The organism is uncultured Sphingobacterium sp., from assembly GCF_964277905.1.
Lineage (GTDB): Bacteria > Bacteroidota > Bacteroidia > Sphingobacteriales > Sphingobacteriaceae > Sphingobacterium > Sphingobacterium siyangense.
The window spans coordinates 360,563-386,339 of record NZ_CAXYKD010000048.1 but is presented as its reverse complement, the minus strand read 5'-3'; the positions used below and the strand labels follow the sequence as shown (position 1 = coordinate 386,339).

At 40.2% G+C, this 25,777-nt stretch carries 27 protein-coding genes; 12 read left to right on the top strand and 15 right to left on the bottom strand.

Annotation, left to right across the window (positions count from 1 at the left end):
- Nucleotides 1-12: 12 nt before the first annotated feature.
- The 5 genes from ACHWSC_RS23315 to ACHWSC_RS23295 all read right to left on the bottom strand — a co-directional run bounded on the left by ACHWSC_RS23315 (nucleotide 13) and on the right by ACHWSC_RS23295 (nucleotide 5,620).
- Nucleotides 13-1,065, bottom strand: coding sequence for a type III polyketide synthase (locus tag ACHWSC_RS23315; protein WP_394678344.1), 1,053 nt, complete (start codon nucleotides 1,063-1,065; stop codon nucleotides 13-15).
- Nucleotides 1,062-1,775 (bottom strand): methyltransferase domain-containing protein, encoded by a 714-nt coding sequence (locus ACHWSC_RS23310; protein WP_075992077.1) that lies wholly within the window; start codon nucleotides 1,773-1,775, stop codon nucleotides 1,062-1,064. The genes ACHWSC_RS23315 and ACHWSC_RS23310 overlap by 4 nt, the downstream gene beginning before the upstream one ends.
- Complete coding sequence (locus ACHWSC_RS23305; RefSeq protein ID WP_394678343.1) at nucleotides 1,766-2,899, bottom strand: NAD(P)/FAD-dependent oxidoreductase; 1,134 nt, start codon at nucleotides 2,897-2,899, stop codon at nucleotides 1,766-1,768. The genes ACHWSC_RS23310 and ACHWSC_RS23305 overlap by 10 nt, the downstream gene beginning before the upstream one ends.
- Before the next feature lie 297 nt (nucleotides 2,900-3,196).
- Nucleotides 3,197-4,843, bottom strand: a complete 1,647-nt coding sequence (locus ACHWSC_RS23300) for a carboxylesterase/lipase family protein (protein ID WP_394678342.1) — start codon at nucleotides 4,841-4,843, stop codon at nucleotides 3,197-3,199.
- Between the two features lie 144 nt (nucleotides 4,844-4,987).
- Entirely contained in the window at nucleotides 4,988-5,620 is a 633-nt protein-coding gene (locus ACHWSC_RS23295; protein WP_394678341.1) for a hypothetical protein, read from the bottom strand.
- Nucleotides 5,621-5,833: 213 nt separating this feature from the next.
- Between ACHWSC_RS23295 and ACHWSC_RS23290 the strand changes: the two genes are divergently transcribed.
- The 5 genes from ACHWSC_RS23290 to ACHWSC_RS23270 all read left to right on the top strand — a co-directional run bounded on the left by ACHWSC_RS23290 (nucleotide 5,834) and on the right by ACHWSC_RS23270 (nucleotide 10,401).
- The gene (locus ACHWSC_RS23290) at nucleotides 5,834-6,154 is read left to right on the top strand and encodes an ArsR/SmtB family transcription factor (RefSeq protein ID WP_394678340.1); all 321 of its coding nucleotides are present in this window, start codon (nucleotides 5,834-5,836) and stop codon (nucleotides 6,152-6,154) included.
- Between the two features lies 1 nt (nucleotide 6,155).
- Nucleotides 6,156-6,647, top strand: a complete 492-nt coding sequence (locus ACHWSC_RS23285) for an SRPBCC domain-containing protein (RefSeq protein WP_394678339.1) — start codon at nucleotides 6,156-6,158, stop codon at nucleotides 6,645-6,647.
- The gene (locus ACHWSC_RS23280) at nucleotides 6,628-7,212 is read left to right on the top strand and encodes a YdeI family protein (protein WP_394678338.1); all 585 of its coding nucleotides are present in this window, start codon (nucleotides 6,628-6,630) and stop codon (nucleotides 7,210-7,212) included. The genes ACHWSC_RS23285 and ACHWSC_RS23280 overlap by 20 nt, the downstream gene beginning before the upstream one ends.
- Nucleotides 7,213-7,364: 152 nt before the next feature.
- A complete protein-coding gene (locus ACHWSC_RS23275) occupies nucleotides 7,365-8,924 on the top strand; it encodes a sulfatase (protein ID WP_394678337.1) in 1,560 nt (519 codons plus the stop codon).
- Between the two features lie 13 nt (nucleotides 8,925-8,937).
- A complete protein-coding gene (locus ACHWSC_RS23270; RefSeq protein WP_394678336.1) occupies nucleotides 8,938-10,401 on the top strand; it encodes a sulfatase in 1,464 nt (487 codons plus the stop codon).
- Nucleotides 10,402-10,459: 58 nt separating this feature from the next.
- Here the strand turns inward: ACHWSC_RS23270 and ACHWSC_RS23265 are convergent, their stop codons facing one another.
- The 4 genes from ACHWSC_RS23265 to ACHWSC_RS23250 form a co-directional block, all read right to left on the bottom strand.
- Nucleotides 10,460-11,209, bottom strand: a complete 750-nt coding sequence (locus ACHWSC_RS23265; protein ID WP_075992070.1) for an SDR family NAD(P)-dependent oxidoreductase — start codon at nucleotides 11,207-11,209, stop codon at nucleotides 10,460-10,462.
- Between the two features lie 109 nt (nucleotides 11,210-11,318).
- Complete coding sequence (locus ACHWSC_RS23260; RefSeq protein WP_147420923.1) at nucleotides 11,319-12,002, bottom strand: hypothetical protein; 684 nt, start codon at nucleotides 12,000-12,002, stop codon at nucleotides 11,319-11,321.
- A 107-nt stretch (nucleotides 12,003-12,109) separates the two neighbouring features.
- Nucleotides 12,110-12,634 (bottom strand): hypothetical protein, encoded by a 525-nt coding sequence (locus ACHWSC_RS23255; protein WP_120334621.1) that lies wholly within the window; start codon nucleotides 12,632-12,634, stop codon nucleotides 12,110-12,112.
- A gap of 4 nt (nucleotides 12,635-12,638) precedes the next feature.
- The gene (locus ACHWSC_RS23250; protein WP_153848806.1) at nucleotides 12,639-12,938 is read right to left on the bottom strand and encodes a hypothetical protein; all 300 of its coding nucleotides are present in this window, start codon (nucleotides 12,936-12,938) and stop codon (nucleotides 12,639-12,641) included.
- A 136-nt stretch (nucleotides 12,939-13,074) separates the two neighbouring features.
- Here ACHWSC_RS23250 and mazG point away from each other — a divergent pair, with 136 nt between their 5' ends.
- The 4 genes from mazG (at nucleotide 13,075) to kdsB (ending at nucleotide 16,423) form a co-directional block, all read left to right on the top strand.
- On the top strand, nucleotides 13,075-13,887 hold the full coding sequence (gene mazG, locus ACHWSC_RS23245) for a nucleoside triphosphate pyrophosphohydrolase (RefSeq protein ID WP_394678335.1): 813 nt from the start codon (nucleotides 13,075-13,077) through the stop codon (nucleotides 13,885-13,887).
- A 75-nt stretch (nucleotides 13,888-13,962) separates the two neighbouring features.
- Complete coding sequence (trpS, locus tag ACHWSC_RS23240) at nucleotides 13,963-14,961, top strand: tryptophan--tRNA ligase (RefSeq protein ID WP_088161124.1); 999 nt, start codon at nucleotides 13,963-13,965, stop codon at nucleotides 14,959-14,961.
- A 12-nt stretch (nucleotides 14,962-14,973) separates the two neighbouring features.
- Entirely contained in the window at nucleotides 14,974-15,591 is a 618-nt protein-coding gene (locus tag ACHWSC_RS23235) for a deoxynucleoside kinase (protein WP_075992064.1), read from the top strand.
- A gap of 88 nt (nucleotides 15,592-15,679) precedes the next feature.
- The gene (gene kdsB, locus ACHWSC_RS23230; RefSeq protein ID WP_394678334.1) at nucleotides 15,680-16,423 is read left to right on the top strand and encodes a 3-deoxy-manno-octulosonate cytidylyltransferase; all 744 of its coding nucleotides are present in this window, start codon (nucleotides 15,680-15,682) and stop codon (nucleotides 16,421-16,423) included.
- Nucleotides 16,424-16,429: 6 nt separating this feature from the next.
- Here kdsB and ACHWSC_RS23225 read toward each other — a convergent pair whose 3' ends face one another.
- From ACHWSC_RS23225 to ACHWSC_RS23215, 3 genes are read right to left on the bottom strand one after another with little or no spacing between them, the layout of a single operon-like run.
- The gene (locus tag ACHWSC_RS23225; RefSeq protein WP_394678333.1) at nucleotides 16,430-17,335 is read right to left on the bottom strand and encodes an aldo/keto reductase; all 906 of its coding nucleotides are present in this window, start codon (nucleotides 17,333-17,335) and stop codon (nucleotides 16,430-16,432) included.
- Nucleotides 17,322-18,053 carry an FKBP-type peptidyl-prolyl cis-trans isomerase gene (locus ACHWSC_RS23220; RefSeq protein ID WP_394678332.1) on the bottom strand — a complete coding sequence of 244 codons (732 nt, stop codon included), beginning with the start codon at nucleotides 18,051-18,053 and terminating at the stop codon, nucleotides 17,322-17,324. Before ACHWSC_RS23220 ends, ACHWSC_RS23225 begins: the two co-directional genes overlap by 14 nt.
- Nucleotides 18,054-18,059: 6 nt before the next feature.
- The gene (locus ACHWSC_RS23215) at nucleotides 18,060-19,046 is read right to left on the bottom strand and encodes a glycosyltransferase family protein (protein ID WP_394678331.1); all 987 of its coding nucleotides are present in this window, start codon (nucleotides 19,044-19,046) and stop codon (nucleotides 18,060-18,062) included.
- Between the two features lie 219 nt (nucleotides 19,047-19,265).
- On the opposite strand from ACHWSC_RS23215, the gene ACHWSC_RS23210 reads away from it, so the two are divergent.
- On the top strand, nucleotides 19,266-20,177 hold the full coding sequence (locus tag ACHWSC_RS23210; protein WP_286733537.1) for a zinc dependent phospholipase C family protein: 912 nt from the start codon (nucleotides 19,266-19,268) through the stop codon (nucleotides 20,175-20,177).
- A 101-nt stretch (nucleotides 20,178-20,278) separates the two neighbouring features.
- Nucleotides 20,279-22,165, top strand: a complete 1,887-nt coding sequence (locus tag ACHWSC_RS23205; protein ID WP_394678330.1) for a TonB-dependent receptor plug domain-containing protein — start codon at nucleotides 20,279-20,281, stop codon at nucleotides 22,163-22,165.
- A gap of 155 nt (nucleotides 22,166-22,320) precedes the next feature.
- On the opposite strand, the gene ACHWSC_RS23200 is transcribed toward ACHWSC_RS23205, so the two are convergent.
- From ACHWSC_RS23200 to ACHWSC_RS23190, 3 genes are all read right to left on the bottom strand, one after another.
- Nucleotides 22,321-23,037: a ThuA domain-containing protein gene (locus tag ACHWSC_RS23200; protein ID WP_394678329.1), complete on the bottom strand. Its 717-nt coding sequence runs from the start codon at nucleotides 23,035-23,037 to the stop codon at nucleotides 22,321-22,323.
- 121 nt (nucleotides 23,038-23,158) lie between these two features.
- Nucleotides 23,159-24,226, bottom strand: a complete 1,068-nt coding sequence (gene aroB, locus ACHWSC_RS23195; RefSeq protein WP_120334632.1) for a 3-dehydroquinate synthase — start codon at nucleotides 24,224-24,226, stop codon at nucleotides 23,159-23,161.
- Nucleotides 24,227-24,276: 50 nt separating this feature from the next.
- The gene (locus ACHWSC_RS23190) at nucleotides 24,277-24,483 is read right to left on the bottom strand and encodes an RNA-binding S4 domain-containing protein (protein WP_088161117.1); all 207 of its coding nucleotides are present in this window, start codon (nucleotides 24,481-24,483) and stop codon (nucleotides 24,277-24,279) included.
- 95 nt (nucleotides 24,484-24,578) lie between these two features.
- Here ACHWSC_RS23190 and ACHWSC_RS23185 point away from each other — a divergent pair, with 95 nt between their 5' ends.
- Nucleotides 24,579-25,772 (top strand): proline dehydrogenase family protein, encoded by a 1,194-nt coding sequence (locus tag ACHWSC_RS23185; protein ID WP_394678328.1) that lies wholly within the window; start codon nucleotides 24,579-24,581, stop codon nucleotides 25,770-25,772.
- The last annotated feature ends 5 nt before the right edge of the window (nucleotides 25,773-25,777 follow it).

Sequence of the window (25,777 nt, the reverse complement as noted above, 5' to 3'; positions counted from 1 at the left end):
AAATTTTGTAGGTTACCACTGTAATAAAACGCGCTGCGCCGAAAATCCAGGACCGAAACTCAGCATCAGCCCTAATTCACCGGCCTGAGGACTACGTTTCATAATACGTTCGAGGACATATAACACCGTAGCGCTCGACATATTACCATACTGTGCCAGCACAGCCTTAGTATCCTCAATATCTTTATCAAATTCAGCAAAAATATCTTCGATTGTAGCTACAATCTTTTTTCCACCTGGATGAAAAATCATGTAATCAATATCTTTAATTTTAAGCTGGTTCTTCTTCAAAAATGGATGTATAACAGCGTCAAAATGAGACGCGATCACATTCGGCACTTCAACATCCAGTATCATCTGCATACCGCTGTTTGTCAGCTTAAATCCCATAATATCTTCCGCATCGTAAAAATGGTACATCTCCTGATCGAGAATCATCGGACCATTGTCTGACTCGTCGGAGGAAAGCAGACAGCAAGCTGCACCATCACCAAATATTGCGGCACTGACCATATTTGACATGGAGAAATCTTCCAGCTGAAAAGTTGCTGTTGGCGCTTCGACGGCTATGACCGCAGCACGTTTGCCTGGATTAGCCTGAAGAAAATTTTTAGCATAAATAATACCTGAAACACCGGCAACACAGCCCATTTCGGTAACTGGTAACCGCACAATATCCTGTCGGAGTTTCATCTTATTGATGAGATACGCGTCTAGGGAGGGGATCATAATTCCAGTACAACTCACTGTAATGATATAATCCAGAGACTGCGGATCCCATCCCGTCTGTTCAAGGGCCTTACGAAGTGCTTGCTCCCCTAAGACCGTTGCCTCCCGGCAGTACACATTATTTTTTTCTTCAAAAGACGTCGCAGTGAAGACCTCTCTCGGATCCATAATTGCATATCGTCTTTCCACAGCGGAGCCTTCGAAAAGTTTCTTGATCTTCTTAATAAAGCGAGGCTCTTGTCCATGGAGCCAAATATCCAATAGCGGAAGGATATCAACGGTAGCACAAGAGTATCTAGGGAGTTGCTTCGCAACAGTTATTATTTTAACATTCATATATTGGAAATTATCCACTGGTAACGAAAGGCCCATTTCCATTGGATGCTATAATTTTCTAATTTCAGTTTATTGGAGAATTGAGTAAGTTCCTCTTTTTTAAACCCACGCAGTATAGAAACAAGCCCGTCCACTTTTGTCATTCTATTTAACCTAAAAAGAACAGCAATGGTTTGAAAAAGCCGGTAAGCCATTTTACTCCTTTGTAAATCATTAATGACGACCCCCAATTTTGATACGTTGACCAGACTGCCTAGCAAACGAAGGATCTCTTCATCGTCAAAATGATGTATGGTAAGCGTACACAGAACAATGTCATACTTGACATCTTCAAAATTTTCTTCAAAGATATCCGCACACAAATAGGATATATTGGTATAATCTTTCGACAAATCCCCCGCATAATTTATTGTATAGGGGTTGGCATCTATACCGAGCATTGAAAGCTTAATATGATGTCTATTGCCATAATCGCTCAACATGCGAAGCATGTCCCCATTGCCACAACCGATATCCACAATCGTTATTGTTTCATTCTTGCAGCTGGTTGAAAGTAATTTTTTTACACCGTTCAGCGTAATGTTATTTCCGCCTAAAAAACGATTAATCTTTGCTATCCTGTCTAATGTGGTCCGAAGTTCTTCTCCTTCGAGCAGAAAATCGTCCATGATCTCATTCTCCGATGTTCTCTGTTTTGTGTTTATTCCCATTTTATTGACCTTGCATTTCCATGAGTTTGTTTAATAATCCAGCTGAGCATTTTCGGAAAAAATGAGGCAGTCTTCATCAAAACTGCGATCCCTATTTTATAGCTTAACAGCCGCGACAGAAGTCGTCCGAATAAGAGGCGTCTTTTAAACGTTCGATTCCATTGCTTGACATAAGCCTTTTCCAATTGCTTTCGTGAATGAATATGGCCCCGATAATATTCCAGGACAAGCTCAGAAGCTATTTTTGCACTGTGTATCGCCATAGCCATCCCATTTCCGCAGAATGGATGAATAAGACCGGCTGTATCACCAATCATAAGAATATGGTTTTCTACCGTTGATTTCTTATCAAATGAAAATTGACTGATCGTGAGCGGTTTTTCAAAAAGTAGCCTATTGTGCTCAAAAAAATACTTAAGATATCTGTTTTTAGACAAAACATACTTCTGATAATCACCGATGTTTTTGTATCTCTTGAACGTTTTTACATCGGCCAGATAACATAAATTTATCCGGTCATCTTCGACCTTGGAAATCCCACAATAGCCTCCTTCAAAATGATGCAAGGCAATTAAGTCATTCGGAAAATCGCCCGAATAGTGTGCCTTAACAGCCATCCAAGGAGAGGTTTTCGTTATAAAATCACGGGATAAGAGCTGATCGATATTGCTGCGTTTTCCATACGCGCCCAGTACAATTTTTGATCTTAATACCTGATCTTGAAACGAAACAGTAAATGTATCAGCGCTAAAGGATATACCCGTTACAGTCGCAATAACAATTGTACAGCCATTACTTTTTGCTTGCTGATATAACAGATCATCCAACGCGTAACGACTTATACCAATCCCACCCAAGGGTAACCTGACCCTATTCATCTGTCCATCTTCTGTCGTGAACTCAAGCTCCTGAATATGTGTTGGGCATAGCGATTCAACATCCACTTTCAGCCAATGAAGGTAGGCCAAAATTTCGTTCGAAACATATTCGCCGCAAACCTTATGACGAGGAAAAACATGTTTTTCGATTAACGTTACGTTGAATCCTTGTTTAGACAGATGCAATGCACCTGTAAGTCCAGCCAAACCACCGCCTATAATAATCACATCAGGATTTATTGTCATATATCCAAGTTTGCTCTATATGAGTATCATCTACAAAAAATCAACGCCATAAATCGTACTTCAGTTTCCTAAATTGGTTGCCCCCCACTATTCAATAAACGATTCTTGATAAATCTATCCACTGTCTCAAATCCCCCTATACAGGACAATATCGCCCATACGCTTTCATAAAAAGTCTCTCTGATAACAGCCCTTGGCAATAAATAGTTTTTATTAGGCCGTAAAATAAAAAAGCACTTTAATTTACCTGATAGACAAACGACTTAACCGCCGATGTAAGTTGAATAAAGAAGTTGTCTATCTGGATTTATATTCACGATCGACAAACAATTTATCCAGAAAAAGATATCTATTCCGAAATTCTTCAGCAGATACTTTTACTTCGATATTCAAATTCAGAATATTCATGCGCTTATCTTGTGCTGTTGTTTTCGGCCATGTTGACAGCCCTTTTCCATTTGGATCGCCCGTCTTGATAAAATTAACAAAGTACCGCTGACCAAGTTTTGATACCTTGTAATCATCTTCAGTCCAGGCAAAAACATCATTACTCTGCAGATTTCCCAATAAATATTCAATATCACTTGCATGGAAAGCACCCGGCAGGGGCTTTGGGCTTTTTTCCTTGGCTTCCTGTGCAGATTTCTTGCTAATTCCTCCGGCAAGCCCGGTTTGTGCATCGCGATATGCCGGTTGCATGGGTGGTCGCGGTTTACCGAATATATAAACGAAGACTGGCTGACCGCTATTTCTTCGTTGCAAATCAAGCCATTTCCAGGTACTATAAACGATAAAATTATCGCTACTTAAGGCAGTTGCTGACCGAATAACTTCCGCCTCTGTCTTTCCAGGATAAAGCTTGAGCACTTCGTCAGCCTGAACGCCATATTGTGCTCTTACCAACTTTTCATAATTCTCCGGAGATGGATACAATTTACCCATGTAGGCGGTATATGGGGCTTCCGTAGACGTCCAGCCTGCAAGTAGCGGGACTTTAGACTGTTCCCCTGCCTCAAAAATAGCCAAAGGAGATTTAGGCAGAAAATAGCCGTCAACAATCAAACGGGTCGCAAAGGCCCCTGGCTCGCTGGCTTTATCAAGGAGTTCGGCCGCAGGAATTTTACGCAGTTGATCAAGCCCTTCGGCATTTATGCGCGTTGCAAACGCAGTCCCCTGTTGCTCTTGCTCCGTAATAGAGGCAGTGCCATACCGCAAGTTAAAAACACTTCCGCTCTGACCGATAGCGCGTTTAAATAGTCCTTTGGACAACGGACTCGTCATCTGGGCAGAAACCGACATACTCCCTGCCGACTCACCACCGATGGTGACGGCATCGGGATCCCCACCAAATGCAGCAATATTTTTCTTGACCCAAACCAAAGCTGCATGTTGATCCAGCAGTCCATAATTTCCGGAAGCATGTTTCGGAGATTCCTCGGTTAATGCCGGATGCGCAAAAAAGCCAAAGATACCAAGGCGATAGTTGACAGTAACGACAATAAGACCTTCTTTGGCAAAACTTTCACCATCATAGCGGTTTTCCGATCCATCACCAGCATTGAAACCTCCGCCGTAAAAATAAACTAAAACAGGAAGTTTGCCTGAACCAAGGGTCTTTGGACGCCATACATTCAGGTAGAGACAGTCTTCACTGATCCCTGGTGACCGAAATCGCATGTCCCCATAGATCGGTTTCTGCATCGGAGAATAACCAAAATGATCTGCTTTAAGGATGCCAGACCAATGTTCAGCAGCTTGCGGTTCTTTCCACCTCAGGTCTCCTACTGGCGGTTTTGCAAAAGGAATCCCTCGAAAGGACTCTACCCCGCTTGACAAAGTAATTCCTTCTAATATCCCCTCTTCAACCTTTACCTGGGGCATTTGTGCGAAAACAAATGATACAACCAAAAGCTGAACAACAGTAAAAAAAATATTTTTCATCATAACATCCATTTAAAACTCTATGGTTTTTATTCTTACAGTTAAAATACAAAATAAAACTTATACCGTCGTGATATTCTGTTATTTCAGCACTTGCTTGCTTGCTTGCTTGCTTGCTTGCTTGCTTGTTTGCAGTGATCAACACATTTAGTTGGCCAGCCACACAAAAAGTAGAATAAGCCATTGCGCAAGAATACATAGCCAAAATGGTTTGCTACTTGGTTCTGTTAAGATTTCGAGTACCTGGATAAACTTCGATCGTACGATCGAATAAAAGCTATCGTTCTTGTCTAAATCGAGGGCATCAAATCTCACTTTATTCAGACCAAAAATGACAATGCGTCGCACCCAAGGGCTCTCGATTTTATTATTTTTCACGTCATTGATCAATTTAAGTTTTGCAAAAGAATAATCAGCGACATTTTGTATTACATCGGGCTGATTCGATTGAAAAATTAATAATACTTTGTCAAATGCCGGAAGAATGAGATCATCCTGCCTTTCTTCTACAACAAGACTTGCAATCTTTGAAAACACATATTTGTTACTAAAAATAAAAAGTAGTACAGGTAGCAGGATCAGTCCAATCAGCCAAATGAATTTAGCTGCGGCTTGCACAGGACTGACCGTCGAAAAGAAAGCTTCATGACTAGCCTTAAACTGAAAACTGCCAACCACCAAATACAGTAAAGTCGAAACAATAGCCAGCAAATAATATTTGACTAAGGTTTTCGTCCCTAATACGCTTAATTTTTTTAAATACGATAACTGTGTTTTCATCCTGCTATAATTAATTACGCTAATTTAGCATTATTCACCAAACATTGATCCATAGGTTTAATTCCCGATCGCTTTCATTTTAAATTCGCCAGGAAAAAATTTTTATTCGTTGATCCACGTTAGCTCCACCCCCATCTATTCCGTTATAAATAATTTATAAAAAATTTGCGTAGTCAAATAACTACACTTATATTAGTAATCAAATAGATCAATATGAACTTAAGACGAGATGTTTTCCAAGCTATAGCAGACCCAACCAGAAGAGCAATTTTACTTCTTCTAACCTCACAAGCCATGACTGCTGGTGCAATTGCAGCCAATTTCAATACAGCAAGACCGACCGTTTCAAAACATTTGCAAATATTGACGGAATGTGAATTATTAAAGTCTCAACAAAATGGACGCGAGATATACTACCAATTGAACCCACCAAAGATGAAAGAAATTGCGGATTTTATTGAACCTTTCCGTCAAATGTGGGACGACAGATTCAATAAATTGGAAACTATTATGCAAAGCTACAAGAACAAATAATATGGAGTCAAAAACTAACGTCCAGGCTGAGGATAATAAACAGGAGATTATCATTACAAGGGAGTTCGATTTGCCTATTGAACTGCTCTTCAAAGCATACGAGGATCCCGAAATTTTCGAACAGTGGATGGGAACTAAAGTCCTGAAATTGGAAAATAAAAAGCATGGCTCCTATGCATTTGAAACTTCGCACAATGGCCAGGTTATGTTCAAAGCAAATGGAACGATACATGAATTCCTCCCCAATCAACGCATCACACGGACTTTTGAAATGGAAAACAGCGCATTTCCCGTGCAGTTGGAATATTTAACATTTGAAAAAATAAGTGCAGAACGCAGCAGGCTTCACATCCATATAATATTTCAGTCGGTCGCATTTCGGAACCAGCTGTTACAGATGCCCTTTGCGCAAGGAATCAATATGGCGCACAACAGATTACAAGAAATTCTTGCTAAACTACCTAAAGCACTACATGATGAATCTAAAAATTGAACATTTTTTTGAAAATGCGACAAGATGGAATGAAGAATTCAATCTGTTGAGAGAAATTGCCCGTGGCAATAAAACACTGCAAGAGGATTATAAATGGATGCATCCTTGTTATACATTTGAAGGTAAAAATGTCGTATTGATACACGGGTTTAAAGAATACTGTGCGCTGCTATTCCATAAAGGTGCATTATTAAAAGATCCCAAAAATATACTGATCCAGCAAACCGAAAATGTTCAGTCAGCCAGACAGCTTAGATTCACCACTATTGAGCAGATAGAATCATTGCGAGAAGTGATATCGGCATATATTCAGGAGGCCATCGAAATTGAAAAATCAGGCAAGAAAGTTGACATGCGGAAAGCTGCCGATTACCCTGTACCGGAAGAATTTAAGCGCGCCTTACTTGAAGACCCTTTACTTCAAAAAGCTTTTCAATCACTTACACCAGGTCGACAAAAAGGGTATCTATTTTACTTTAACCAGGCAAAACAAGAGAAAACACGTGCGGCGAGAATCGAAAAATATTACCAGCATATTATAGATGGAAAAGGTATCGATGACTAACATATTTATTACAGTTTATCCGTTATATATTTGTCTATAAAGAGTAGATTTGTCTACAATCAAATAGACAGAACCAGACCAAGACGAACGATTATAGCTATTATTGCAATCCGATATAGTCAATTCGTCGACTGATATATAGCTGAATTCACATGAATAAAAAATTAGTATTGCTCATCTGCGGCCTATTGCCCATTTTTTCACAAGCACAGAAAAAAAACAACGCAACACAACGCCCCAATATCGTCTTTATCCTGACGGACGATTTCACAGCCCAAGCATGGGGCGTATATGGCGGTATTTTAAAAGATTTTGTCAAAAATCCGAATATTGAAAAATTAGCCAGTCAGGGGGCGGTACTCAATAATACATTCTGTACCAATTCAATTTGCACCCCTAGCCGTGCAACCATACTGACAGGACAGTACAGTAATAAAAACCAAGTCTACACATTGGAAGATGCGTTGGATCCCGATAAGGAAAATATCGCCAAGGATCTGCACAATGCGGGCTACCAAACTGCTGTGTTTGGGAAATGGCATCTGAAAAAAAGGCCAAGTGGATTTGACGATTTTAAAGTTCTTCCTGGACATGGTGTTTATCATAACCCGACTTACCTCTCTAAAGACAACTGGAATGATAAGGAAGAGGCTGGTACACCCTACGAAGGCTATGTAGATGATATCACCACAACGATGAGTCTGGACTGGTTAAAATCACGCAACCCCGATAAACCCTTCTTCTTAATGTGTCATTACAAAGCGACGCATGAACCCTTTGATTTTGCCGAGCGATTCAAAGATTACTACAAAGATGTGGAGTTTCCTTATCCCCCGACATTTTTGGATTCAGGAGCAATCACAACTGGACGCTCTTTCGAAGGGCAGCCCTTGGAAGAGCTTGGCCGGCGTTATGAGCAAGCTTCGGTAGGCCCCTTTTGGACATCTTATCCTGAGCTTCCGTTTTCAACAAAAGGAATGGACCCTTTGGAAGCCCGCAAAAAAATCTACCAAAAGTTCCTCAAAGATTATCTGCGTTGCGTCGCTGGAATCGATGATAATCTAGGGAAAATTATGCGCTATCTTACAGCGGCAAATTTGGACGAAAATACCGTTGTGATTCTGGCTTCCGACCAAGGATACTTCTTAGGAGAACACAATTTTATGGATAAACGATTGATGTACGAAGAATCACTGCGCATGCCTTTTGTGATCAGCTACCCCAAAGAAATCAAAGCTGGTAGTCGATTAGACGACATGATTCTAAATATCGATTTCGCTGCACTATTTGCAGATTATGCGGGCATCAAAAAACCCGCCTACATCCAAGGCGAAAGCTTCCGGAATAACCTCAAAGGAAATACATCCAAAGCATGGCGGTCTGCCATGTATTACCGTTACTGGCAACATGCACCAATACGCCCGGCGCATCTTGGAGTCCGTGATGAACGCTACAAACTGATCTACTTCTATGGACAGCCATTAGAAATGACGGGCAGCGACTCTAAAACAACAGCTCCTGCTTGGGAATTCTATGACTTGCAGCAAGATCCCATGGAAACACACAATGCCATTCTAGACAAAAAATATGTCAAAGAAATTGCCAGGTTGAAGAAAAAGTTGGCTAAACTTAAAGCTGAAGCGGGCGATGATGATGCAACAAGACCAGCTTTTCAGCGGGTTCTCAAACAAGAAAACTTAATCGTTAAATAATTAAATGCAAACGATGGATTTGAAGTATATATTTTCTTTTATACCATTCTTATTTACCCTTGGAGCTTCAGCAGCTTCTATTACGGATGAGAATAAACCAGCTCCACTCCCAAACATCATTATAATTTTAATGGATGATATGGGCTATGCCGACCCAGTCTGCTATGGTGGTGGCCCCTACCAAACGCCAAATATTGATAAACTCGCAGCACAAGGTCTTCGCTTCACCGATTTTTATGCCGCGCAGCCGATCTGTACAGCTTCCCGAAGTGCCCTATTAACTGGCTGCTACCCTACGCGAATTGGCATTAGCGGCGCGATTGACCATAACGCCAAATTTGCACTTAACCCCGATGAACAAACGATCGCCGAACTATTGAAAAGCAAAGGATATAAAACCGGCATGGTCGGAAAATGGCATCTTGGACATAAAAAGCCTTACCTTCCCCTTCAAAATGGCTTTGACGAGTTCTATGGACTTCCCTACTCCAATGATATGTGGGCCTACGATTATGAAGGAAAAAAATGGCAAGATTCAACTTTTTGGCGGGCCCAATACCCCCCACTTCCCTTAATAGAAGGCAACAAAACAGTTAAAATTATCGATTCTTTTGATGGTCAGGATCAATTGACCACCGATTATACAAACCGAGCGGTCTCTTTTATCGAACGTAATAAAAACAACCCTTTCTTTCTCTATTTAGCCCATGCCATGGTTCATGTCCCACTTGGCGTTTCCGAAAAATTTAAAGGCAAAAGCGGTGCCGGTATGTTTGGGGATGTTATGGAAGAAGTAGACTGGTCCGTAGGCGAAGTGATGAAGACGTTGGAACAAAATCATCTGCTCGAAAACACTATTGTTATTTTCACAAGTGACAATGGTCCATGGCTCACGTTTGGAAACCACGCCGGTTCGACAGGAGGGCTCAGAGAGGGTAAAGCAACTATATTTGATGGTGGATTAAAAGTACCTTGCATTATAAGCTGGCACGGTCATGTTAAACCGGCAACTGTAAGTAACCAGCTTTTGACCAATATGGACTTACTACCAACGATTGTCAATATTACCCAGGCAGCCAAGCCAACAAAGAAAATCGATGGGATTGATTTTACAGAGCTTCTATTGGGTAATCCCCAAAGTACTCCACGAGATGAACTCGCTTATTATCATAATAAAAACAATTTGAAAGCAATCCGAAAAGGGAAATGGAAGCTTGTTTTTCCTGCTGAAACCGAAACATACGAAGCACCTGCAACCATAGGCGGCGATCGATATCCAGGAAAATATGCTACAGTAAAAGTTCCCTTGGCATTATATAATCTTGCAATTGATCCCGGTGAAGATAGAGACCTAAAAGATCAATATCCCGAAATTGTCAAACAACTCCAACAGGTAGCAGATAAATATCGTCGCACGTTGGGTGACGGATTAAATAACATGGAAGGGACTGAAATACGTCCAGCAGCCCAGTTATAGTGCAAAAAAAGGGATCCAACACGACACATTTGGATCCCTTTTTTCTTAAACTGATCTGTTAAACAGCAGTATAACCACCATCAACTAAGTAATACCCACCGGTCATAAAAGACGATTTATCCGAACTTAGAAAAAGAACCAGCTCAGCGACTTCCTCTGCCTTTCCCAAACGTCCAATGGGGTGTTTACTGATTAACGCATTGATATGCTCTTTATCCAACTTAGCCAATAACGGTGTATCAATATAACCAGGTCCAACCGCATTACAACGAATATTTTTTTGACCATATTCTGCGCCGATGTTCTTTGTCAGTCCCACTACAGCATGTTTGGCTGAAGTATACGCACTTGACATAGGTGCAGCCACGGTACCATGAATGGAAGCCATATTGACAATAACACCGCCTCCATTCCTCTCCATGGCTTCTATTTGATATTTACACCCATAAAATACGCCATTGAAATTAATATCAATTACTTTTTTCCATCCATCGAGACTGTAATCTCCCGTTAGTGCAGCCTCTCCACCAATACCAGCATTATTGCATGCAATATCAAGCCGGCCAAATGTCTTGACAGCGTAACCAACCAAGGCTTCATTGTCAGCGGGAGATGAGCTATCTGCTTTGAAAAACACAGCTTCTCCTCCTAGAGATTCAATTTGTTTTACGGTTTCATTCCCCGCTTGCTCGTTGATATCCGAGACAACGACCTTTGCACCTTCTTTACCATAAGCCAATGCAACTGCCAGTCCGATCCCCGAACCCGCACCTGTTACTAAAGCTACTTTATCTGCTAAAATTTTCATATGATATAAATTTTATGATACAGACAATTTACTAAAAGCAATGCGGAATCAAGTCAAAAAGGCCACTTACTTCAATTAAAACGAAACTAAAATGACATTTCTCGGCGGCTTAGTTCTGTAGCTGCGGATATTTTTTATATAATCTATCCAAAAACAAACGCCCCATCAATTGAAGCCTCGCCTGTGTTTCAAACATACCTGAACCTGGAGAAATAATACCATGCGGCATACGCTGAACAGTGCCGTAATAAATAATATCGAGCCCATTTCCATTGACGTCAAGATGCATTTTCTTAGGTTTCAAGCCCATGACAGAGCCCATGCGTGTTACTTTTTCAGAATTAGTAATCTGCGCAGTTCGCGCATCGAGCAAGGTTTCATGATCAAAAACCAAATGATCTCTCACCTCCCCCTCATCAAAAAAAACGTAATGCAACTCGTTGTTGCTAAGCACCAGATAAGAAGCGTTATCCCGTTCGTTATAACGAGCCTTTACACCTACAGCCGCCCAAGCAACAGTCTTGGCCGCTGTAGCTGCAGCTGAAGCAACTTTGTCGCCAACTGTTGCAATATACGCGCATTGCGTAAAGGCGTCGATCGGAGCGCCGTTCAACTGTTTTCTTAGTTCACTAAATTCATCACTTAACAATTCATCCTTTACGCCTGGAGCTAGGGCAATCCCAGATTCACCTTCATACTTTTTGGCCGTCTCCTTTTGCTTTTTCATCATCATAAGAGATATGAATACGCAAGCCACAACGATAACGGCAAAAATACCAATGTACAACATCATAAAATAAAATTTAGAATGGGTTTATAACTCAATAAAAAGTCCAAAAAGTGAACAACCTATTCAGGCTTCCTCTTTCTGGTACGATCGGCCACAAAAATTTTGCCAGACTAAAGAATTTTATCCGGGTAGTGAATATTATTTAAAGCTGTCTGGTGCATATCAACCCAAATATCATTGTTTGACTGCTGTATAAGCCAATTTGGAGAGCTTCGCATGTCGGCATCCGCATCATTATTGTAAATGGATGGAAAATCAGACTCTTTGGCCCTAAGCAAAACAACGATCGTACCAGCCATGAGCAAAGGGATATCACCCAAAACGAGATTATAAAAACCATCTTCAAGCAATCCTGGACTAAAACGCTGTAAACTGTCATAACTACGTTCTAATTTGCCAATCAATTTTTCCAGTTCATGCGGATAATGAACCTCAACATAAGACTCAAACAAAGCCGAGCCTTTATTGTAGAATCCCGCTTTCATGAGGTTTAATGCTTCATTTCTATAAACCTGCAACCATCGATCCGAAGCAAGATCATGATATTGCGCATCCGCCTCTTTACCATCACGTTTCAAAGCCCAAAGCTTAAGCTGCTCAAGCCGCTCCGTTGTTTCCATTCCATTTTTTTCCATAGGGCTAGCGCTCCCGCTCTTTAAGTTCCATTTGTAATAGAATATCCCGCTTCTTACCTTCAATTAAAGACAAATTGCCTGCAACAAAAACACCTTTCTGTCCCGAATTTTTGCTAATACCATACACCGACGATTCATCATCAGGATCCGATGCACCTTCATAGCGAAATAAATAGTCAATTCTGTACTGATCTGCATGAGCCAACAAATCGTCAAATTCAATATTATAATCTATCGTGTAACCTAAGTTGTTTAACTTTTCCAAGGCAACACTTGCAGAGGAGTATCCATGCATTCTTTCCATAATTGATTGTTCTAAATCCGATCTAAATTCTAATTTTTATTATAAAACGATTGACAAAAGAGTTTTGTTTTCCGCAATTTGAAATAGTTTATTCGAAATCATATTTCTACTTTTGTGCTACCAAACACGATTAAATATGACAAATCTAGCAGCACCAGCGTATCAGCACACACCTCAACTAGCTTTTCAACGATTACTCGATGTCTTATATACCTTACGGATCGAATGTCCCTGGGATAAAAAACAGACCATGGAATCCCTTCGACATTTGACTATGGAGGAAATGTATGAATTAACCGACGCCATTTTGGAAAAAGATTATCCAGAAATCAAAAAAGAACTTGGTGACGTCTTGATGCATCTTGTATTCTATGCCCGCATTGCCGAAGAAGAAGGACATTTCAACATCGTAGACGTACTCAATGCAATCTGTGATAAATTGATTACCCGCCATCCCCATATCTACGGCGACACCAGTGCTGATACAGAAGATCAAGTCAAATCCAATTGGGAAACAATCAAGCTCAAAGAAGGCAATACATCTGTTCTTTCCGGCGTCCCGAAAGGCCTACCCGCTTTGGTAAAGGCCTATCGTATCCAAGATAAAGTTCGCGGTGTCGGCTTTGACTGGGAAGATAAGAAACAAGTATGGGAAAAAGTAGAGGAAGAGCTTGCCGAATTTAAAGCAGAATTTAATCTGGAGACAGCACTTCCTATGGATCAGGAAAAAGCAGAAGGGGAATTTGGCGACCTGTTATTCTCCTTAATAAATTATGCACGGCATATTGGTATCAATCCTGAAAATGCTCTAGAACGCACCAACAAAAAATTCATTGAACGGTTTACCTATTTAGAACAAAAAGCCGCTGAAAATAAGCAACAGCTGCAGGAAATGAGTTTAGAAGAAATGGACGTTTATTGGAATGAAGCTAAAAAATTAAAAAAATAACGCAATTCCTAAAAAGGGAGTCACCGACCGAATTTAATTCGACTTTGTCAAATTTATGCGTAAATTCGCAGGAATATGGAAACAGTTGTTAGCGGTATCAGAAGTACCGGAAAATTACATTTAGGAAATTACTACGGCGCATTGAGCAATTTTGTGAAAATGCAAAACGAATATAATTGCTTTTTTTTCATTGCGGATTTACATTCACTAACGACCCACCCCACTCCTCATGGACTTCAGGGAACGGTTCGCCAAGTTATTGTTGAATATCTAGCTGCAGGAATAGACCCCGAAAAATCGACTATTTACGTTCAATCAGATGTTCCAGAAGTTGCGGAACTCTATCTATACATGAATATGAACGCCTATCTCGGCGAGCTTGAACGTGCTACAGCATTTAAAGATAAAGTTAGAAGCAATCCCGACAATGTTAACGCAGGTTTATTGACCTATCCGGTCTTGATGGCCTGTGATATATTGATTCACCATGGCACAAAAGTTCCAGTAGGAAAAGATCAGGAACAACATTTGGAGATGACGCGGACTTTTGGCAATCGCTTCAATCGCTTATACAACGTAGATTATTTTAAAGAAGCATTTGCATTCTCCTATTCCGACAAATTGGTGAAAGTTCCCGGACTTGCAGGCCAGGGAAAAATGGGTAAATCCAATGGTGAGGCAGATTGTATTTATCTATCGGATAGTGAAACCGTAATTCGTAAAAAGGTGATGCGTGCTGTATCCGATTCTGGTCCAACTGAGATGAACCAGCCTAAGCCTGAAGCTATCCAAAATCTTTTTGATTTAATGAAGGTCGTATCTACTGCAGATACGTTACAGCATTTTGATGAACTCTATAACAAATGTGAAATTCGTTATGGTGATTTCAAAAAACAATTGGCAGAAGATATGGTACTTGCAACCAACGATGTACGCTCTCGCATTGAGGATATATCAAACGATGATGCATACATTGCTAAAGTTGCAAAAATGGGCGCTGAAAAAGCAAGCGAATCTGCGCACAAGACACTGAAAGAGGTTCGTGAGATTATTGGTATTAAAAGATTTTATTAAGCTAGAAATAATATGCACATAGCTATCGTTGGAAATATAGGTGCCGGCAAAACAACGTTGACTGAAATGTTGGCCAGTCACTTTAAATTTGAACCTCAGTTTGAAGCTGTAGACAACAATCCTTATCTAGAAGATTTTTATTCGGACATGAAACGCTGGGCATTCAATCTCCAGATTTTTTTCCTCAACAGTCGCTTTAGACATATTGTAAAATTGCAGGAAACTGGCATTGATATGATTCAGGATCGTACCATTTATGAAGATGCTTATATCTTTGCCGAAAACTTGTATGATATGGGTTTAATGAGCGCACGTGATTTTGAAAACTATAGTAATATTTTTCAAAGCATTATCCACTATATCAAACCTCCAGATTTATTGATTTACCTCAAAGCCTCTGTCCCTACCCTGGTGAATAATATCCAAAAAAGGGGCCGTGACTATGAATCCGCAATTCGCTTGGATTATCTGTCGAAGCTGAACGATAAATACGATAAATGGATCAATAATTACAAAGAAGGTAAGGTAATGATTCTGGACAAAGACAATCTGGACTTCACCAAAAACCCAGAAGACCTCGGCGATATCATTCAAAAGATCGAAGCCGAATTATTCGGATTATTCGAATAATCAGCAAATTAAAAAGCCTGTAAAATAACGTTATTTTACAGGCTTTTTGATAAATTCCAATTGCCCATCCATTGATAAAAAATAAAAGATGAAATTTTTAGGTATTATCCCTGCTCGATATGCATCGAGCAGATTCCCTGGAAAACCCCTGATCGACATCGAAGGAAAAACGATGATCCAGCGTGTCTACGAACAGGTCAAAAAATCAACAAAATTAAACGAAGTTGTTGTCGCAACCGACGATCAACGCATAGCACAAACTGTACTTTCCTTTGGTGGCAAAGTCGTCATGACAGCAGAGCACCACCAATCGGGAACAGATCGTTGCGCCGAAGTTATAACGGATATAGAAGGTTATGATGTTGCCATCAATATACAGGGTGACGAACCCTTTATCGACCCCGCGCAAATTGATCTTTTAGCACATTGTTTTGAAGATGCCACTACGCAGATAGCGACCCTAGTCAAAGAAATTACTGCGGAGGAAGAACTATTCAATGTAAACATCCCTAAAGTTGTCCGAAACAGCAAAGGAGAAGCAATCTACTTTAGTAGGCAGACCATTCCTTTTTTAAGAGGTGTGGAAAAAGACCAATGGTTACAAAAGCAAACATTCTATAAACATATCGGAATATATGCTTACAAGGTAGATACATTAAAAGCCCTGACACAACTTCCCATTTCTATGCTAGAAGAAGCAGAGGCATTGGAACAGCTGCGCTGGTTAGAAAACGGTTACGCCATTCAAACGGCAATTACAACGCATGAAACGGTCGCGGTGGATACAAAAGAAGACCTCGCTAAAATATTAAGACTATTTTTTAATAAATAGTAAAGCTTACCGGTGTTCGGTATAGTATAACGACCGGACACCTTCCAATAGTACCTGCTTATCCGAATCACTTAATTTGATCATCTGCGCCTTTGCTCTGATCAATTCATCCAATTGCAATTTGGTACTCACACCAACGAGTGCTGTAGCAACAGCTGCGTTAGAAAGCACATAAGATAGTGCAACAATCATATTATCTTTTCCAATACGTTTGGCAAGATTTGCCAAGTTTCTCACGATATGGGCCACCTCTCCCGAACTATACTGAAGAAAAGTTTCAATAGGTTTGTTGATGAGAACACCTTTGGCTAATACACCGCGTACGACGATACTTACACCCCGTTCTTCCAACAAGCCACTGATTTCTTCTTCTGGTCTTCTATCCAATAGACTGTATTGCATCATTACTGAGGCAATGTCAGATTTGGACAAAAATGCCTTGATAACGTTTGGGCGAATTGATGAAAGGCCATAAGCACGGATTTTCCCTTGTTTCTTCAACAACTCAAACGCTTCAACAATCTCCTCTATCGGATCTTCTATTGTACCACCATGTAACTGATAGAGGTCGATGTAATCCGTTTTTAAACGTGACAACGAACCTTCCACAGCCTTGATAATATAGTCTTTCGAAGCCTTCCAATCCCAGCCGGATCCATCTGCACGCCAAAGGTTACCAACTTTCGACGCCAGCACAATATGTTTGCGAAAGCTTTGCACACTCTCCCCGACGATCATCTCGTTTAGGCCTTTATCGTAGAGATCAGCGGTATCGAAGAAAGTGATCCCTTTCTCGTAAGCTTTTTGCATAATATCTTTGGATTGTTTGGACTGATTGCCTTTTAACGACATACAGCCCAAACCTATTTCCGAAACGATTAAGCTTGTATTACCTAATTTACGTTGTTCCATCCGCACCAATATCAAGCAATTCTACCTCAAACACCAATGTGCTGTTTGCAGGAATTTCACCTGTTGCCCGTTCGCCATACGCTAATCTGCTTGGTATAAAAAATTTATACTTTGCACCTTTCGACATTAACGGGATTCCAATCTGCCAACCTTTGATCACCTGACCCAAGGATAGTTTCAATGGCTCCTTACGGTCATATGAGCTATCAAATTGCTTTCCATTAAGTAAGGTACCTCTATAATGTACTGTTACTTCATCGTCACTTTTTGGTTTTGGACCTTCCGTCTGATTTAAAACAAGATATTGAATTCCCTCGGCCGTAGATTTCATCCCAGCAACCTTTGCATTTTCGGCAAAAAATTTATCTTCTTCAGCACGGCTAGCAGCCTCTTTTTTAGCACGAACGTCCATAATCGCCTGCTGGATAACAGCTCTTCCTTGGCCTTCCTCCAATAGCGATTTCTCCCCTTTCAAGACATCCGAAATTGCTTTTGCAATAACATCTGACTTCAAGTAATCGATCTCAATGGATTTTAGTGAATTTCCGATATCGGCACCAAATGCATAAGACACAGAATCGGCCTTCGTTTTCAGTTGATTTGTTGCACTTGATTTAGTTGCGACGACCTTCTTCTTGGCCGTCGTTTTCGTTTTTTTTTGTTGGGCAAATCCTGTGACAGTTGTCAAGGATAATAGGGCTAATGCAATATACTTCATGTTTGTTTAACGGTGCTTCTGCACGATTTCATTTATAATTTCCTGCGTGATATTAGGGTAATCAACTTCAACCCTAGATTTACTGTTGAGCCAGGCTTCTATCGCAAGCATGTTTTTCTGCTTTAAGCTCGAAATTACAGGCACGCCCATCTCTTCCAATGACGCTGCATTCAAATGCTGCTCATATTGGTTTTTCATCGGGATAACTAACAGTTTCTTTTTCAAATATAACGCTTCTGCCGGTGTTTCAAAACCTGCCCCACATAAAACTCCAGAAGAAGATGCCATACTATCAATAAAAGATTGGTTATTGATCGGTCTTATCGTTACATTTTTCATGTCAAATGCCTTTGAATTATGTTTGCTAAAAACATCCCACTTCACGTCCGGAAACTTCATCAAATGCTTTAAAAGATGCGCATCATCATATGCCGGGAGATAAACCGTGTAATGCCCCTGATCTGTGACATTCAATTCACGAACAGCATTACGGATAACCGGTGGGTAAATATTCTTGCCGTACCGCTTGAAATGGAAACCATAGGAATGGGTAGACGGAGCATAATTTTTCATAATAAATTTGCCCAACATATCACTATCTTCTGGCTTAGGACTCGATGGATCTAAGGCAGCAATCTGATGGCTCAACCCAATGCATTCCAAATCTTTTGAATGACAAGCCCAAGCAGAAATTGGTTCAAAATCATTGATCACCAAATCATAGTTTTCTATGGGCAAGCTCTTAATTTCATTCGTAAACTTACGGATCGTCGAACTCATAAATGTTTTCCACAGATCTACTCCGCCGGATTTTCCAAAGATAAAACTCAATCCGTGAAAACGGTATTTCACTTCGAAAGGTAATGATAGATCTGCTTGAATTCCACTAACCAAAACATCGACTTCCCCTAACTCCCTCAAACAGGGGACAATATCCATTGACCGGCTCAGATGTCCATTTCCTGTCCCTTGTACGGCATACAATATCTTCATAACGACTGCATTTTGTGTCGGCAAATTAATCAATTTTAACGAGTATCAATATTATTTTATTGTTTAGTTATGTTAAGAAAATATAAATTAACATCAATAAAAAAATTCGTTAATCCATTTTTAATTTTCCTTTACGTATATTTAATATCAACAATTAATTAATAGCCAGTTTAATACCCCATGAAGTCTCTATTTTATCGGATGCTTTGCATAGTCGCCATGCTAATTTTAACATCATGGGGATTTTTTGCTCATAAAAAAATTAACCATTATGCCGTCTTTGCGCTCCCTGCTCAGTTGGCCAAGTTCTATAAATCCAATATTGACCTTATTACCGAAAAAGCCGTTGATCCAGATAAACGCTGCTTCACAGACAGCGCTGAAGGCCCAAGACATTTTATAGATTTAGAGGACTACCGCAAGGAAAGTACAGTTGACTCCATACCGATACATTGGTCACAAGCCAAAGAGAAATTTCAAGAAAAGCAATTGTTAAAAAATGGCATTGTGCCCTGGCAAATCAATCTTACCTACCAAAAGCTTGTTAAAGCCTTTCAAGCAAAAGATTATAAACGGATCATCAAACACTCTGCAGAACTCGGCCATTATATTGCTGATGCCCATGTTCCATTGCACACGACTAAAAATTATAATGGACAGCTAACTCATCAACAAGGTATACATGCATTCTGGGAAAGCCGCTTACCAGAAATGTTTTCAGAAAAATACAACCTTCGCGTTGGAAAAGCCAACTATATCAAAGATCCCTTAGCGGAAGCCTGGACTATCGTCCGTGAAAGCAATCGCCTTGTGGATTCTGTATTGAGCATCGAAGCCCAGCTCAATCGTCAATTTAAGGCATCTCAAAAAAAATCTTTTATTGAGCGAAACAATCAATTGGTATGGACCTATTCCGACAGTTATGCTAGAGCTTATCATGAAGCCATGAACGGTATGGTTGAAAGGAGAATGCAAAAAACCATTTTACGCGTTGCTTCCTATTGGTATTCAGCCTGGCTCGAATCCGGCCAACCCGACTTGACTAACATCGAAAAAATAAAAAGCAGCGACAAGCAAGATCACATCGATATAACGGGGAAAAAGCGTATCGGTCGAGAAGAATGGATGTAAAAAGGCTACAAAACATCACCCGGACTACCAGTATTATTCACACCGGACTATTTATTTTTTAGTCAGCTAAGCTACTTTTGCAGCGTAAAATCTAGGAAAGCATGTTGAATAAGAATATTACGTTAACAAACCTTGCATTAGTGCTGAGTATTGGAGCTGCGACTGCTCAGATTAAAGACACAACCGCTTTGGGCGAAGTCATCATTAATCAAAATCGCTTACAGATCCCTTTTTCAAAACAAAGCAAGAATATCCAAATATTGACGCAGGAAGATATACAGAGACTACCAAATCGATCAATCAACGAATTGCTTAGCAATATCCCAGGTGTTGATATTCGCCAACGTGGACCATTCGGTTCGCAGGCAGATATAAGTATCGACGGTGGGTCTTTTGAACAGACGGCGATCCTACTCAATGGTGTTAAAATCACCGATCCACAGAGTGCCCATCACAATATGAACCTCCCGGTTCCTCTGGAGGCCATCGAGCGTATCGAAATAATTCGGGGGCCAGCTTCACGGATTTTCGGTATTAATGCACTAACCGGTGCCATTAACATCGTAACAAAGAAAATTGAATCAAATCAAATTAGCGCCCAGGTGTATAGTGGTTCTTCATTCAAAGATAATGAGCAGACAAGTACAGGCAAGTATTATGGCAAAGGTGTTCAGCTTGGCTCACAGTTCTTAACCAAGCAAACAAGCCATGGTTTATATTTTGGCCACGAAGATTCGAATGGACAACGCTATAATACAGCCTCCAACAATAATAAACTTTATTATGACGGGACATATCAACCGAATACAGCCAATATGATAAAAGCCAATGTTGGCTATATCAACAATCAATTTGGAGCCAATGGTTACTATGCTGCACCGAGTGACAAGGAAGCTTATGAACAGGTTAAGACAGCTTTCGCTTCCCTGCAGTCCAAGCATCAATTAACACAGGCATTTTCCATCAGTCCACGTATCAGTAATCGCTACAACGAAGATGAATATTGGTATTTAGGCCGAGAAACAACCAAAGGTAGATCCAAACATTACAGCAACGTCTTCGGAGCAGAAATCAATGCTACATTGGAGCAAAGTTATGGTACATTTGGCTTAGGATTAGAAAGTCGATTTGAACGCATCAATAGCACCAGTATTGGCGACCATAACCGGGAGAATTATGGTGGCTACCTTGAATTTAAAACAGAGGCGATCAAAAAATTGATGATCAACTCTGGTGCCTACATCAATTACAACTCAAAATTTGGCTGGCAAGTATTCCCGGGTCTAGATTTGGGATATGATATTACCGAACATTGGAAGATTGTAGTCAACGCAGGTTCTAGCCAGCGGATCCCTTCCTTTACGGATCTTTACACCAATCAGACAGCCAACGTCGGAAACCCCACACTGAGCTCTGAAAACGCCTATCAGATCGAAGGTGGTATAAAATACTTATCCAATCGGATTATTGCTCAAGCAGGCTATTTCCATCGAAGGATAAGCGATTTCATAGACTGGCAAAAAGAGGATGCCACTACAGGAAGCGGAACGGTCATTCCGTGGAAACCAATAAATATTGGAAAAAATAAAATTGATGGATTCAATGCTTCATTCCGATATAATATCAATGATCCCAGCGCAACGACACGATACTTTACAACGCTAAGTTATAATTATCTCAACCCAAGCATAACATTAGCAGACGGGATACTATCCAAATATGCTATTGAAAGCTTAAGGCATCAAGTTATTGCCAACTTTACCATAAACCACAAGAACTGGATGTTAACTTCTGCAAACCGCTTTAATGAGCGTATCAGTTACAAATCTTATTTTATCGCTGACGTAAGAGGATCGTACCAACTCCAAGACTTAAACATCTTTGTGGATGTTCAGAATATATTTGACAAGAGCTATATAGAAGCTGCCGCCGTTCCAATGCCCGGTCGTTGGTTTAGTATCGGCGCAAAATATAAACTGAACTATTAAACCCAAGCAAATGGCAAAATCGGTTCTCTTCCCTTTTCCCCGTCAATTATAAAAAAGTCCCAAATGGAATGACCATTTGGGACTTTTCATTGTGTTATTGACACATAGAAGCATGTACCATGCCCTATTTAAGAAAACGCCAACTATAAAATAAGTTACTTTTTCTTGGGAAGAACAGATAAAATTCCTCCAATTAAATGTTTTTGGAACTCAGGTTCGTCATAGGACTCATCGGTATGTCCAAGCCCGGTATAGAAGACTTTCCCTCCATCGTAGCTCTGGGTCCAGGAGATTGGATGTTGATCCCCCATTTTTCCACCTTGGTAGCTTTTTTCATCCAAATTCATCAACACATGCAATCCGTCCTTCACGTCCTTGAAATTATACCATTCATCTTTGTGCCACCAGATCGGATCGAGGTGCTTGGTGGCCGGATGTTTTCTGTCCAGCACATCAATTTTGGCTTTTTGTACGGCAGGATGAGACGCAAAATATGCCCCTACAAGGCCGTTATACCAGGGCCAATCAAACTCCGTATCCGTCGCGGCATGGATACCCACAAACCCTTTTCCTGATTGGATATACCGCACAAAAGCTTCCTGTTGCGCATTATCGAGAATATCGCCAGTTGTGCTCAGAAAGATAACAGCGTCATATTTTTTCAATCCCTGATCTGTAAACAGAGCAGCGTCCTCCGAATGATCAGATTTTATCTTTTCTTTATCTAGCAATTGTTTAAGTACCTGTGCACCCTTTTCGATGCTTCCGTGTCTAAACCCTTTTATCTTGCTAAAGATCAATACTTGCCTTTGTGCCTGAACAGCAGCTGATATCCCCAAAAGGAGAAACAGAAAAATGAAGATTCTATTCATGATATAAATGGTTATTATGATGATTTAAGTTTAGGTTTACTATTTTCCGCAACGAAATTGCGATAAAAATAGCTGTAAAGAAAAGCCGTGCATTCTCCCGATACACGGCTTTTCTGTTTTATTATTTTGTGATTAGCTCACGGTAAAAATCAAGACTTTCTATAATATCATCCTCAGAAACGTAGATATCATATTGACAACTGCCAATTTGGTCAAGCAATGCGAAACCGATCTGATTGGACAGGTTTTTCTTATCATTTCGCATCAGATCCAACAAGGCTGTATCAATGGATGAATCGAATGTGTAATCGTTGAAATATTTTCTGAAGGTTTGGATCAAATCGTTTAATTCATCCAAAGGCAAACCATTCAATTTATGCGATAGATACCCCTCACAAATCATTCCTACTGCAATAGCTTCTCCATGTAATAAAGGTGAAGCATCGTTCAACAAAGAGTATCCCTCAATAGCATGACCAATTGTATGGCCAAAGTTTAAAATTTTACGCAGTCCTTTTTCTTTCGGATCCTCAAGGATAACACGGTTTTTGATCGAAACAGAATGTTTGACCAAAGAATTATCGATTTGATCGATCTCCAATGTTTTCACTCGCTCATAATAAGCCCGATCGAAGATCAGGCCATGTTTGATTACTTCAGCAAAACCTGAGATTAACTGACGTTGATCTAAAGTTTTCAAAAACTGGCTTGAAATAAAAACAGCCTGGGGTTGTGCAAAAGTTCCAATAATATTTTTCACACTTCCCATATCAATACCGGTTTTACCCCCTACTGATGCATCTACCTGGGAAAGTAAAGTCGTCGGAATTTGAATAAAATCCATCCCTCTTTTGAAAGTCGATGCGGCAAATCCTCCCATATCAGTCACCACACCACCGCCAAGATTGATCATCAATGAATGTCTATCAGCTCCGAAATCGAGCATATTATGCCATACACCAATACAGAAATCAATATTTTTATTTTCTTCGCCCGGATCTACTTCTATCACATCATAATTCGCTAAATTGGGTAAAGCTTGCTGAAATAGCGGCAAACAATTATCCAAAGTATTGGTATCCACCAATACGATGATCTTTGAGTAATTGCGCTCAGCTAAAAACGCCTCTAAAGACGCCAACGTATCATCAAAATATACCTGATAGCCCAAACTTTCTATGACTTCCATTCTATGATTCTTTAAGGTTTAAGTTTTCTATTTACCAATATTGTTTAATATTACACCAATTTTATTTCCATCCCATCAAATTCAACAACATCTCCTGGTCTTAATTTGAGTCTTTTCCGGTAATCAACCTGCCCATTATACTTCACATACCCTTCCGCCACAACCCATTGAGCCATAGCACCATGCTCTACCCAATTTAAAGCTTTAAGTAACTGTATAAGCTGGATATATTCGCCCTCGATTTTAAATTCTTGCATTTCACAAAAATAGTGGTTTCACTGAGGAATACAAGAATTATCATCGTTTTAATGCTTACTAAATTGCTACATTTGCCTTATTGCAAATAAAGATTATGATTGAGAATTCTGAGCCCAAGACATTATCCTTTGATAATACAGAGATTGCTTTTAAAAGTAAAAGCGATAAGGATTTGGAAAGAGCGTATTGGTTATTCAAAATAATAGCGAATAACTTCTTGACAAAAGTAGGTCCGTCAATGACCAACTTTGCCCTGAACATAGGACTGCCTATCCAAGGCATCATCCGTAAAACAATCTTCAAACATTTTTGTGGTGGAGAGACCATCGCGGGTTGCGAAGCAGCAATCAACGAACTGGGAGAGAATGGTGTAGGGACGATTTTGGATTATTCCGTTGAAGGAGAAGAAACAGAAAGTGCATTTGACGCCTGCTGCGAAGAGGTATTACGTACCGTAGTTGCGGCCAGTAAAAACAAGTACATTCCATTTTCAGTATTTAAACCAACTGGATTAGGACGTTTTGAGTTATTTGAAAAGGTCAACGCCAAAGAAACTTTAACAGAGGCAGAACAAGGAGAATACCAACGCATGTTGGATCGTACTGACCGTATCTGTAAAGCATGTCATGCCGCCGGTGTAAAAGTTTTAGTGGATGCTGAACATTCATGGATTCAAGATGCGATCGATGATATTGCACGTGAAATGATGGAAAAATACAATATGGAGAAACCAATTGTATATAATACTTATCAATTGTACCGTAGTGATAAGTTGGCATCTTTGAAAGCCGACTTTGAATACGCAAAAGTTAGAGGCTTTCACATGGGTGCTAAGATCGTTCGTGGTGCCTACATGGAGATCGAACGTGCTCGTGCTGCACAAAAAGGTTATTCCGATCCCATCCAGCCAAATAAAGAAGCTTCCGATAGAGATTATAATGAAGCTATTGAATTTATCTTGGACCATTTGGACAACTTTGGGCTAATGGCGGGTACACACAATGAGGACAGTAGCATGTTATTGGCGAAGGAAATTGACAGACGTGGTATCGATAGATCCATCGATCGCATCTTCTTTGCGCAATTATTGGGTATGTCTGACAACCTGAGCTTTAACTTAGCGGCACATGGCTATAATGTTGCTAAATACATGCCTTATGGACCGGTTAAAGCGGTGATGCCATATCTTTTCCGTAGAGCACAAGAAAATACTTCCGTCGCAGGAGCGACAGGTCGGGAGCTCGGGCTTTTGATCAAAGAAAAACAAAGAAGAAAAGCTAGTCGATAACGACT